Source organism: Spirabiliibacterium mucosae, from assembly GCF_014884965.1.
GTDB lineage: Bacteria > Pseudomonadota > Gammaproteobacteria > Enterobacterales > Pasteurellaceae > Spirabiliibacterium > Spirabiliibacterium mucosae.
Window position 1 is genome coordinate 57,861 of record NZ_JABTBO010000003.1, and the last position, 12,538, is coordinate 70,398.

A 12,538-nucleotide genomic window follows, 5' to 3' on the forward strand; every position below is an offset into this window, starting at 1 on the left:
ATTCTTTTAATTTTGTTTTAAGTGGACAACAACATGACAACGGACTACAAAAACACGCTCAATTTGCCGCATACTGACTTCCCGATGCGCGGCGATTTGGCCAAACGTGAGCCGAAGATGCTCCAAAACTGGTATGATAAAAATCTCTATCAAAAAATCCGCGCCAGCCGCAAAGGCAAAAAAAGCTTTATCCTGCACGACGGCCCGCCGTATGCCAACGGCACCATCCACATTGGCCACGCTGTAAACAAAATTTTAAAAGATATCATTATTAAATCCAAAACCGCACTCGGCTATGACAGCCCCTACGTGCCAGGCTGGGACTGCCACGGCTTGCCAATTGAGCTGAAAGTGGAAGGCTTGGTTGGCAAGCCGGGTGACAAAGTCAGCGCGGCGGAATTCCGCCAAGCGTGTCGCCAATACGCCAAAGAGCAAGTAGAAGGCCAAAAGAAAGACTTCATCCGCCTAGGCGTGCTCGGCGATTGGGAGCACCCGTATCTGACCATGAACTTTGACACCGAGGCAAACATTATCCGCACCTTAGGCAAAGCGGTGGCCAACGGGCATTTATACAAAGGCTCCAAACCCGTGCATTGGTGTTTGGACTGCGGCTCTGCGCTGGCGGAAGCCGAGGTGGAATATTACGACAAAAAATCCCCATCTATTTATGTTGCCTTCAACGCGGTGGACAAAAGTGCGGTGTTAAGCAAATTCAATGCGCAAGCCGATGGCAATGTGCAAGCCGTGATCTGGACCACCACACCGTGGACAATCCCGTCTAACCGCGCGATTGCCGTTCACCCCGAATTGGATTATCAATTAATTGAAAGTGCGGGTCGCTACTTTATTCTCACCACCAATTTGGTGGACAGCGTGATGAAGGCGATCAACGCCGCTGATTACCAAGTACTCGGCACCGTCAAAGGCCGTGATTTAGAACTGCTAGAATTTCAACACCCGTTTTATGACTACACCGTGCCGGTGATTTTGGGCGAGCACGTGGGCGATGACGCCGGTACTGGCTTGGTTCACACCGCGCCAGACCACGGTCAAGACGACTTTGTGGTGGCCAAACGCTACGATTTACCAATGTCGGGCTTAATCGGCAACGACGGCAAATTCAACGCCAAAGCCGAGTTTTTCGCCGGCCTCGATGTGTTTGCCGCCAATCCTAAAGTGGTGGAAAAACTCGACGAAGTGGGCGCGTTGCTGAAAGTGGAAAACATCAGCCACAGCTACCCGCACTGCTGGCGCCACAAAACGCCAATTATCTTCCGCGCCACGCCGCAATGGTTCATCGGCATGGAAACCCAAGGCCTGCGCGCCAAAGCGTTGGAAGAGATCAAGGGCGTGCGCTGGATCCCAGACTGGGGGCAAGCGCGCATTGAAATGATGGTGGCCAACCGCCCAGACTGGTGTATCTCGCGCCAGCGCACTTGGGGTGTGCCGATTCCGTTGTTTATCCACAACGAAACCGAGCAGCTCCACCCGCGCACAGACGAATTTATTGAAGCCGTGGCCAAGCGCGTTGAAAAAGACGGCATTCAAGCCTGGTGGGATCTCGACGCCAAAGACTTACTCGGCGACGACAGCGCCCATTACCACAAAGTGCAAGACACCTTAGACGTGTGGTTTGACTCCGGCTCAACCTACTCCTCCGTGGTGGCCAACCGCCCAGAGTTTGCCGGCCGCCCTGCGGATATGTACCTTGAAGGCTCTGACCAACATCGCGGCTGGTTTATGTCATCGTTGATGCTCTCTACCGCCACCGACAACAAAGCGCCTTACACCCAAGTGCTCACCCACGGCTTCACCGTGGACGGCCAAGGGCGCAAAATGTCGAAATCCATCGGCAACATCGTCACGCCACAAGAGGTGATGGACAAATTCGGCGGCGACATCCTGCGCTTGTGGGTGGCCTCCACCGATTACACCGGTGAAATGACCGTTTCTGACGAAATTTTAAAACGCGCCGCCGACAGCTACCGCCGCATTCGCAACACCATGCGCTTTTTGCTCGCCAACCTCAATGGCTTTGACCCAGCGCGCGACAGTGTGGCCAAAGAAGAGATGATCTCCCTTGACCGCTGGGCGGTGGACTGTGCATGGCAAGCGCAAGAAGAAATCAAAAACAGCTATGACAACTATCAGTTCCACCAGGTGGTGCAACGCTTGATGCGCTTTTTCTCGATCGAGATGGGTTCGTTTTATCTCGATATCATCAAAGACCGTCAATACACCACCAAGGCCGACAGCCTCGCGCGCCGCAGCTGCCAAACCGCACTTTATCATATCGCGGAAGCGGCTGTGCGCTGGATTGCACCGATTCTCTCGTTCACTGCGGATGAAGTGTGGCAGCACCTGCCTGGCGAGCGTGGCGAGTTTGTCTTCACTGAAGAGTTCTACGACGGCTTATTCGCTCTCGATGACGCGCAAACCATGAACGATGCCTACTGGCAGCAAATTTTGACCGTGCGCGCTGAAGTCAACCGCGTGCTCGAACAAGCGCGTAACGACAAAGCCATCGGCTCAGCCCTTGAGGCGGAGGTGACCGTGTACGCCAACGACGAGCTGCGCCCACTGCTTGAGCAACTCGGTGATGAGCTGCGCTTTGTGTTGATCACCTCCAAAGCGCAAGTCAAACCGCTTGTTGAGGCCGATGTTGATGAAGGTGAGCTGCGCGGTTTGGCGGTGAAAGTGACCCGCTCAAGTGCAGAAAAATGCCCACGCTGCTGGCACTATTCCGACACCATCGGGCAAAATGCCTTACACCCGCAGCTGTGCGCACGCTGTGTTGAAAACGTGGCAGGCGAAGGCGAAACACGCCAATTTGCCTAATGTTGCTTAACGATAAGGGGCGCACGCCCCTTTTGGGACGCTTATGACAAAAACCCAAAACGGACTTCGCTTTCTTTGGCTGAGCGCACTGATTATAGTGCTGGATCTTGGCTCAAAATTTCTCGTCACCCGCACGTTTGAGCTGCACGAAAGTGTGCAGCTGCTGCCGGTGTTTAACCTCACTTATGTGCGCAACTACGGCGCGGCGTTTAGCTTTTTATCCGACCACAGCGGCTGGCAGAAATACTTTTTCATCGCCATTGCGCTCATCATCTCAGCCATTTTGGTCTATTGGCTCGCCCGCACGCCAGCCAACCGCACTTTAGCTAATTGTGGCTATGCCAGCATTATTGGCGGTGCGCTGGGCAATATGATCGATCGCAGCTACCACGGCTTTGTGGTCGATTTTTTTGACGTGTATTGGGATATTTATCACTACCCTGTGTTCAACGTGGCGGATATTGCCGTCACCTTAGGCGCGGCAATGTTGATTTTAGATCACTTCAAACACCCCGAGCCGAAAAGCAAACAAGGAGCTGCATGAAAATTCTACTCGCCAACCCGCGCGGCTTTTGCGCCGGCGTTGACCGCGCCATCAGCATTGTGGAGCTCGCCCTTGAAATCCACAAACCGCCTATTTATGTCCGCCACGAGGTGGTGCACAACCGCTTTGTGGTTGAAGGCTTGAAACAACGCGGCGCCGTGTTTGTGGAAGAGCTCGACGAAGTGCCCGACGGTGCGATTGTGATTTTCTCCGCCCACGGCGTGTCGCAACAAGTGCGCCAAGAGGCGAAACAGCGCGATTTGAAAGTCTTCGACGCCACCTGCCCGCTGGTGACAAAAGTCCACATGCAAGTGGCGCGCGCCAGCCGCAAAGGCACCAAAGCCATCTTGATTGGCCACCAAGGCCACCCCGAGGTAGAGGGCACCATGGGGCAATACGACAACCCCGAAGGCGGCATCTACTTGGTGGAATCGATTGACGATGTGGCCAACTTGCCTGTCAGCGACGACGATAATTTGACCTTTATGACCCAAACCACGCTGTCGATCAACGACACCAGCGGCATTATCGACGAGCTCAAACAGCAATTCCCGAGCATTCAAGGCCCGCGCAAAAACGACATTTGCTACGCCACCACTAACCGCCAAAACGCCGTGGCAGAGCTGGCGAAGCAGTCTGACTTGGTGATTGTGGTCGGCTCTAAAAATTCGTCTAATTCCAACCGCTTAGCGGAGCTCGCCTCACGCATGGGCGTGCCGTCGAAATTAATTGATGACGCCGCCGACATTGACCCCGCTTGGCTTGAAGGCGTAGACACCATCGGCATCACCGCTGGCGCCTCCGCCCCTGAAGTGCTAGTGCAATCAGTCGTCAGCCGCTTGCAAGCACTCGGCGCCAGCGAGGTGGAAAACCTCGAAGGCTGCGAAGAAAACACCGTATTTGAGGTGCCAAAAGAGTTGCGCATCAAAGCAGTCGAGTAATTTTTCGATCGCGGTCGAAAAACGCTACCAAAGGCTTGGCAATTTTCCTTTCATTTTCACACACTAATGGCGTCGGGCAACCGGCGTCATTTTTTTGTTTAAAATAAAAGGAAGATTTATGTTGAAAAAACTATCCCCCGTTTTGACCGCACTTTGTGTTTTACTCTCAGGTGCATTCCTGCCAAATGCACACGCCAAAGACAGCACCAAAGAACCTACCGCGCAGCCAGCCCAAGTGCAAACACAAGCAAAAGCCACAACCGAGCAAGCCACCAGCCAAAAAGTGCACCTCAACAGCGCCAGCGCAACCGAGCTACAACAAGCGCTGTCAGGCATCGGTGCTAAAAAAGCGCAAGCCATTGTGGAATACCGCGAACAAAACGGCAACTTCATCAGCATCGACCAACTTGAAGACGTCAAAGGCATCGGCAAAGCCACCGTCGACAAAAACCGCCACGTCTTGGCGTTGTGATGCTATTCCCATAGCGGCAAATTTTTCCGCTATGGGATTTCACTCCAGTGTGTAAGGGTTTGTGAAAGATTCGCACCACCAAACAATGCGCTGCCACTGACAATCCAATCAATATCATACTGACAAAACACTTTTGCCATGTCTAATGTCATGGAGCCATCTATGCTAATAATTTTACGTTCACGCTCATCGCCAAGAAGTTTATGCAGCTGTTTAATTCGTTCAACTGTATAATCAATTGATGCTTTATCTCCTGTTCTAGGATCGAGCGTCAACAATTGAATAACATCAACATACTGCAAATAATCTTGTAACGTTTCAAGTGATGTTTCAGGACACAAACTGAGCCCTGATAAAACTTGTTGTTCAGGCAAATATTGCTGGGATAACCATTGTAGTGATTTCAATAAATTGTCAGATGCTTCTAATTGCAATGTAACAACATTTGCACCTGATTTAATACACTGGGTTATTAATTCAATGTCACACTGATTAGCTGTCAATAAGTGCACATCTTTAAAAAAGCCACCAGGAAACTTTGACACCGCCATAGGCCCTACTGTGAAGAGAGGTGAAAAACTGCCATCGGCTATATCAAAATGTAGAAGGTTTATATTAAACTGCTTTAATAATGACAAAGTAACTTCAAAACCCAGCCAATCTGAAGAAATTATTCCAGCACTGATTTTTTCAGCCTTTATATTTTGAATAAAATCAGATTTATCCATCATAATTCATCCAACTTAGGTAAAAGCCAATTAAAGATTTTTTTGCTTCTTGGCTTAGACATAAGTGGCTCGAGTTCCTTTACGCAACGTTTATAATGCTCTGTAGTGCGATGTTCCTCCAAAGCTTGCTCGTTTTGATATACTTCATAGGCATAGAAACGAGTTGGGACATCAGGATCTCGCAACACATCAAAACGTACATTACCCTTCTCATTACGTGTTCCATAATGATTTCGAGAAAAAACTTCTAAAAACTCCTCTTCTTTTCCCTCTTTAATATTAATTTCCACTAACATTGCAAACATAGATTTTATCTCCGTTAAAAAATGGAGATAATAGAAACTATTATCTCCATAGATAATTAATTAGATTTCAAATCTAAATAGAGTTGATAAGCTTTTTCTGCTGTTTCATTGTCATGTACAACGGCATTCACAGCTTTAAGCATAGCAATTGGTGCGTCTGATTGGAAAATATTACGTCCCATGTCAACACCCGCTGCACCTTGATCAATTGCTTTATAGCACATTTCTAAAGCTTCTTTTTCTGGAAGCTTTTTGCCACCCGCAATCACAATAGGTACAGGACATCCTGCCGTAATACGTTCAAACCCTTGCTCAACGAAATAGGTTTTAATAACATGCGCACCCATTTCAGCGGCAATACGAGTTGCAAGTGAAAAATAGCGTTGATCTCGCGCCATATCCTTACCAACACCTGTCACAGCCATTGTTGGCATACCAAAACGCATACCATCATCAATCAACTTAATAATATTTTTGATTGATTGGTGCTCGTATTCAGAACCAATATAAACCTGAGCAGCCATTGCAGATACATTCAATCTCAACGCATCTTCAACACCAACAGCAACTGCCTCATTGGACAACTCTGTTAAAATTGAATTTGCTCCAGATGCTCTTAGTACAACAGGTTTCCGTGTTTTAGGTGGCACAATACTACGCAGAATTCCTCTTGTACACATCAATACATCTGTGTATTCAAATAATGGGGCAATATTGAGATCAATTCGCTCGAGGCCAGTTGTTGGCCCTTGAAAATAACCATGATCAAAGGCCAACATTACTGTCTTGCCCGATTTCGGATTAAATATATTCGCTAAGCGTGATTGCATTCCCCAATCTAATGATCCCAAACCTTTCATGTAAAAAGTATCATTTTTTTGAGGTCTGTCTAATCCGAAGTCTTTGCCATCACGAATATCATCTAAATCAGCCATTTATACTCTCCATTTTGATTAAAAATTGTAATCATCAATATTATCTTTAGTGAAGACTACACGCTCTGGTAAAACAATAATACCATTATCATCAGCTTCATAATCATAACCTTGTACACTATTTGGTGAAATTTCAACTTCACCTACATTTGGCACATCTAGCTTGTCACCAATCTTAAATTTTTTGCCTTTAAGCATATCATTGGCGATAGCGATTGATAATTTACCTTGCTTAACAACATCCCATAGCCCGAATTGTTTCACGGTACCGCGTTTAACGTAAGGTCGCATAACATTTGGGGTACTAAATCCAACAATAACAACGCCTTGGCGTTTCAAGTTTTCTGCAGCTTGTGCTGCAGCTGGCAATGCATTGGCATCAGGCGCGATAATTGCATCGAGATCTGGATAGGCTTTTAAGATACCCTCAGCTGTTTGCAATGATTTGATTGCATCATTATAACCAAATTGGGTGGTCACAATCTCCCATTCTGGATGTTCTTTTTGAATCTTTTCTTTAGCAACGTTGACCCATTGGTTTTGGTCAGTTACTGTCGGACTAGAATAGAAGAAAGCAACTTTAGCTTTTGGCTTATCAATCTGTGATGATGCCATCTCAACAAGCATCGCTCCTAACTGTGTTGGTGTTCCCTGATTAATATAATAACTACGACATTCTGGATTAGTATCAGAATCCCAAGTGAGTACTTTAACGCCGCGTTTCATCGCACGTTTAAGAGTAGAACATAAACCATCAGGCGATACAGCAGCTACAACAATAGAGTTATATCCTTGGTTAACAAAGTTATTAATCAATTGTACTTGATTTGATACACTTGGTTCTGTCGGGCCATCATAGGTTACATCAACGCCAAGCTCTTTACCCATTGCTTCTGCACCCTGGCCACCGCTAGTGAAATAACCTACACCGACCAATTTAGGAATAAATGCAATTCTGTCCTTGGCTGATGCTACCGTGCTGAGAGTTACTCCCAAACCTAATGCGACAGCTAAAGCAGTAGTTTTAATAAGTGGCTTTTTCATGGTCTTTCTCCTTCTGTGTAAAATGCTAATGTGAACATTTACGACTAAACCAAGCAAATATTGAACTCGAATATAAACTCAATGATTTGCCAATTAATACAATGATCAAAAGTGCACCGGATAAAGCACTCGAAATTTCATTTGGTACACCAACCATTTGTAATCCTTGTTGCAAATAACCGATCAGAATAGCAGCAATTGCTGTCCCGATAACTGAACCTGCACCACCATAAATATTGGCACCACCTAACACAACTGCTGTGATGACAGGCATTAATAACGAACTACCTAAATCGGAACGTGCGGAACCAAAATATGAGACTAATAGAATACCCACAAAAGCGGCAACCACACCTAGAGAGCAATAAATGATAAACAATGTTTTGTTAACTGGGACTGCACTGTAGCGTGCGGTACGTTCACTCTGCCCGACTAAAAATGTATTACGGCCAATTGTTGTTTTGTGCATGAGTAACCAAAAGAGTATGGTCATTATCACAAAATAGATTATCGGCATTGGAATGATCCATAAAGTTTGATTAGCAAACTCAAGCAAATAATCAGGAAAGCCTCCTATACCCTCATAACCTGTCGCGCCTGCAAATCCAGACATCAACAAAGCGCCACCGCCATATAAATACATCGTACCAAGTGTGATAACTAATGGATTAACTTTGGTATAAATAATCAATAAGGCATTAAATAATCCGCAAAAAGCACCCAACAGAAACGTCAGTGGTATTGCGATAGACAATGAAATATCGAGTTTAAATAAAACGCCAAGAAATATTGCACACAGACCGACAGTAGAGCCAAATGAGATATCAATCCCCCCCGCTTACAATAATCAGTGTTAGTGGTAGTGCAAGCATGCCAATATAAATAAAATCACTTGTGCTATAAAGCAATACATTAATGTCAAGCATTCTTGGATTGAAGGCACCAAAACCTAATATCTCTACAATAAGCAAACACAGCAGAGTTATCTCCCAAGAATATTTCTTAATAATACTCATTTTTCACCTCTTGACCGCACTTTAATCTTTTAGGAATCGGAGATATTTTTGTGTTTTGATACTTTTTGCTATCATCACACGAATACGACCATCAAACACTAGGACAGCAAGTAACACAATACCTGCAATGAAGTTATTCCAATATGCTGGGACTTTTAAAAGCACTAATACTGTATCTATTTGTATTAAGAAATAAGCACCTAAAATCGCACCCAAAATGTTCCCTGAGCCACCGAGCAAGCTTATTCCACCTAAGACACAAGCTGCAATTGCTTTCATCTCAAGGCCATTTCCTGTTGAATTAGGTACAAAACCAATTTGCGATGCAAATACAATACCCGCCAAAGAAGCCATCAATCCATTAATCATAAATGCAGAAATACGAATATAATTAACATGAACACCTAGCTGCAACGCACCTTGTAAATTATCTCCAACCGCATAAAACTGGCGCCCCAGACGCATCTTGGATAAAAAGAAGTAACTAACACATATCAATAAAATAATAGACAACCCAATAATAGATATATTAATAAAGTGCGGTTCAGATAATGATTTTAACGACTGCGGCAAACCTTCAATCCATTTACCACCTGTAATAAGCAGCATAATTCCCCGATATAAACCGAGTGTTCCTAATGTTGCAACAATCGCTGGTATACGTAGATTTGTCACCAAAATGCCATTAATTAGCCCTGCTAATAGCCCTATGCCAACTGTACCGGCCAAAGACAGTGTGAAGCTGTATCCTGCATTTAACATACTGCCCATGATCACCGCACTTAAGCCCATAATAGAGCCAACAGAAACATCAATATTTCGCGTTAGGATGACAAAAGTTGCTCCAATCGCCAATAAAATGACAATTTGTGAAGAGCTAAAAATCATTGTGATTGTTTGTAGACTAAAACCATCCCCAGCCGATAGAAACAGAAAAATGAACATCAGCATAATGGCAAAAAGGATTGTTAGCTCTCGATTTCTTTGAATAAATTTCCACATAATGACTACTCTCCACTAAATGCCATTTGCATAATTCGATCGGTTGAAATTTGATCACCAATTAACGCTGGACTTGTTTGACCATCATGCATAACAATAACCCTATCAGACATAAGTTCAATTTCTTCTAAATCTGAAGAAATAAACAACACAGCAACATTTTGTTTTGCTATATTTTTGATCAATTGATAAATGTCAGCCCTTGCACCAACATCAACACCTCGCGTTGGTTCATCAACGATTAACAATGCGGGATTAGCTTCTAAACATTTCGCAATCAGAATTTTTTGTTGATTACCACCAGAAAGCGTCCGTACTGGTTGATCTGGGCTATTGAATTTAATCCCGATAGCACGCTGATAACGCTCAAAGATGGCATTTTCTTTCGCACTGTTGATAAATAATCCCATTTTGTTATAGGTCAAACCATTTGTATTCCATGACAAAGGAGCATCTAAATAAAGCCCTGATGCTTGTCTATCCTCGGGTAAATAAACAATGCCTTGATCTAAACGATCTCGAATAGATAACGTATTGATAACTTGATCGAGAATAAAATTTTACCTCCTTAGCATGACGAAGCCCATAAATTGTTTCTGCAAGTTCAGTTCGTCCTGCACCGACTACACCTGCCAACCCCAAAATCTCACCTGGAAAGATATCAAAACTAATTTCTTTGAAGCCTTCCCCTCGGAGATTATCAAGGGTCAAAACAGGTTTTGATTTATCTTTTATACGGTTATGCCCTGGCAGCTCTAGCCAAAGTTTTTGTGAATCACTGAGTTTTGTATTTTTGGAACCTGGAGTAATCGCTTCAATGACATCATTCTTATCTAACTCCTGTGTTTTACCATGTAAGGCAATATAGCCATCGCGCATTACACTAATTTCATCAGCAATTTTATAAACTTCTGGTAATTTGTGAGAAATGAAAACAATGCCAACACCTTTGGCTAGCAGCTTTTGAATCTGTTTGAATAGATTTTCTGTTTCAACGGGTGTTAACGAGGCTGTCGGCTCATCTAAAATCAGAATTTTTGCATCTCTCATCAAACCGCGCATAATCTCGACAAGTTGTTGGTCAGCGACTTCAAGTAAACCCGCTTGAGATTCAAGAGGGAGATGACAATTGAGCTCAGTCAATAAACTATCGAGCTTATTTAGATTATTTTTATGCTGTTCAAGCCCAAATAAAATGTTTTCTTGAACACTCAAGTTTGGAAATAACAATGGTTCTTGCGGGACGAGATAGATTCCCAAAGCGTGCGCTTTATGAGGTGTTAAATGACTTTGTATGGCATCATTAACTTTTATTTCACCATTATCAGGTACTTCGATGCCAGCAATAATTTTCATCAGTGTGGACTTACCCGCACCATTACCACCGAGTAAAGCATGCACTTTCCCAGCTAGAAGCGCAAAATCAATATCTTTTAATACACTTACGCCAGAAAATGATTTGCTCATACCTTTCACACTAAGCAGTGTCGTTGGTTCGAATGTATTAGTCATATATCACCACTGAACAAAAAATTTATTAAAATTCATATGTTCAAAAAGATATCATAAAAAAAGTATTATTCTGTGATAAAGATCACAAAATCTTCAAAACAAACTCTATAGATCACTTATAAATCATAATTTGCGAAGTAAATCACAAAAATCACTTTTTTTAAAAAGAACAATTGGTAAAATAATTATCACATGTTTATCCTAAACGCACATGGGTGAGGACGTTAAAATGAATGATCTGGATAGTAATAAGTTTACCTTTAGCTCAGATTGTGAAGAAGAGCTTTTAGCGAGAATTGGCTGGTTCTATTATCACGACAATCTTACACAAAACGAGATTGGAAAACTTCTCAATATCCCTAGACTAAAGGTGTCACGGCTACTCGAAAAAGCACGTCAAATCGGATTGATCAAAGTAGAAATTCGATCGCGCTACACAGGTTGTCTAGAATTAGAAGAAGCGCTTAAACAAACATTTCACCTCAAGCACATTAGAGTTATACCTGCGTTAGATGCTCACGAAGTCAACTCACGCCTTGGAATTGCCGCATCGCAATTACTTAGCACACTCATGATGCCAGATGAATTACTGGCGATTGGCTTTGGCGAAACAATTATGGAGACCATCAAGCATAGCAATGAGTTTATTACTCACAACAATATCAAGCTGATTACGCTTTCTGGCGGGGTCGGGCCTTATATGAAAGGAATTGGGCAACTGAGTAGCAATTGCAATGTAAGCATTATCCCAGCCCCTCTACGAGCTTCATCACGCGAGGCGGCTAATTTTTCAAAAAGAATCTTCAATCAAAATATTATGCTAGCTGCCAGCTCAGCCAATGTAGCGATCGTCGGAATTGGAGCTACATTACAAAAAGGGCAAGCGACTTTACTACGTTCAGGTTATATAACAGAACAAAGTCAACAGCAGCTACGAAAAGCCGGCGCAATTGGTGACATTCTTGGCTATTTTATGCAAGCAGATGGCCACCTTAAGGATAATGTTTCTTTGCATGATGAGCTTATCAGTGTATCACTTGATAAATTAAAACAAATTTCTACGGTCATTGGCATTGCAGGTGGTGAGAATAAAGTTGATGCCATATACAGTGCTCTTATGGGTAAATACATCAACTCACTTGTAACAGAGGAAAATACTGCGAAACTACTTCTTGCCAAACACATATAGATTAATTCAACT

Annotated in this window: 10 protein-coding genes and 2 pseudogenes; 5 read left to right on the plus strand and 7 right to left on the minus strand. The window is 44.0% G+C overall.

What is annotated here, in order from left to right; translation table 11 throughout:
- The first annotated feature begins 33 nt into the window (after positions 1–33).
- The 4 genes from ileS (at position 34) to HPC37_RS01760 (ending at position 4,795) form a co-directional block, all read left to right on the plus strand.
- Positions 34–2,838, plus strand: coding sequence for an isoleucine--tRNA ligase (ileS, locus tag HPC37_RS01745; RefSeq protein ID WP_208121527.1), 2,805 nt, complete (start codon positions 34–36; stop codon positions 2,836–2,838).
- Between the two features lie 43 nt (positions 2,839–2,881).
- The gene (lspA, locus tag HPC37_RS01750) at positions 2,882–3,382 is read left to right on the plus strand and encodes a signal peptidase II (RefSeq protein WP_208121528.1); all 501 of its coding nucleotides are present in this window, start codon (positions 2,882–2,884) and stop codon (positions 3,380–3,382) included.
- Positions 3,379–4,323: a 4-hydroxy-3-methylbut-2-enyl diphosphate reductase gene (ispH, locus tag HPC37_RS01755; RefSeq protein WP_208121529.1), complete on the plus strand. Its 945-nt coding sequence runs from the start codon at positions 3,379–3,381 to the stop codon at positions 4,321–4,323. Before lspA ends, ispH begins: the two co-directional genes overlap by 4 nt.
- Before the next feature lie 118 nt (positions 4,324–4,441).
- Positions 4,442–4,795 (plus strand): ComEA family DNA-binding protein, encoded by a 354-nt coding sequence (locus HPC37_RS01760; RefSeq protein ID WP_208121530.1) that lies wholly within the window; start codon positions 4,442–4,444, stop codon positions 4,793–4,795.
- Positions 4,796–4,824: 29 nt separating this feature from the next.
- Here HPC37_RS01760 and HPC37_RS01765 read toward each other — a convergent pair whose 3' ends face one another.
- The 7 genes and pseudogenes from HPC37_RS01765 to lsrA all read right to left on the minus strand — a co-directional run bounded on the left by HPC37_RS01765 (position 4,825) and on the right by lsrA (position 11,337).
- A complete protein-coding gene (locus HPC37_RS01765) occupies positions 4,825–5,526 on the minus strand; it encodes a beta/alpha barrel domain-containing protein (protein WP_208121531.1) in 702 nt (233 codons plus the stop codon).
- A complete protein-coding gene (gene lsrG / locus HPC37_RS01770) occupies positions 5,523–5,828 on the minus strand; it encodes a (4S)-4-hydroxy-5-phosphonooxypentane-2,3-dione isomerase (protein WP_208121532.1) in 306 nt (101 codons plus the stop codon). Before lsrG ends, HPC37_RS01765 begins: the two co-directional genes overlap by 4 nt.
- A 56-nt stretch (positions 5,829–5,884) precedes the next feature.
- Positions 5,885–6,763 (minus strand): 3-hydroxy-5-phosphonooxypentane-2,4-dione thiolase, encoded by an 879-nt coding sequence (gene lsrF / locus HPC37_RS01775; protein WP_208121533.1) that lies wholly within the window; start codon positions 6,761–6,763, stop codon positions 5,885–5,887.
- A gap of 18 nt (positions 6,764–6,781) precedes the next feature.
- Positions 6,782–7,807 (minus strand): autoinducer 2 ABC transporter substrate-binding protein LsrB, encoded by a 1,026-nt coding sequence (gene lsrB, locus HPC37_RS01780; RefSeq protein WP_208121534.1) that lies wholly within the window; start codon positions 7,805–7,807, stop codon positions 6,782–6,784.
- A gap of 25 nt (positions 7,808–7,832) precedes the next feature.
- A pseudogene (gene lsrD / locus HPC37_RS01785) lies at positions 7,833–8,823 on the minus strand (autoinducer 2 ABC transporter permease LsrD).
- Positions 8,824–8,844: 21 nt separating this feature from the next.
- On the minus strand, positions 8,845–9,825 hold the full coding sequence (gene lsrC / locus HPC37_RS01790; RefSeq protein WP_208121535.1) for an autoinducer 2 ABC transporter permease LsrC: 981 nt from the start codon (positions 9,823–9,825) through the stop codon (positions 8,845–8,847).
- 5 nt (positions 9,826–9,830) lie between these two features.
- Positions 9,831–11,337 (minus strand): annotated as a pseudogene (gene lsrA, locus HPC37_RS01795) (autoinducer 2 ABC transporter ATP-binding protein LsrA).
- Between the two features lie 229 nt (positions 11,338–11,566).
- Between lsrA and HPC37_RS01800 the strand changes: the two are divergent.
- Positions 11,567–12,526: a sugar-binding domain-containing protein gene (locus HPC37_RS01800; protein ID WP_208121536.1), complete on the plus strand. Its 960-nt coding sequence runs from the start codon at positions 11,567–11,569 to the stop codon at positions 12,524–12,526.
- The last annotated feature ends 12 nt before the right edge of the window (positions 12,527–12,538 follow it).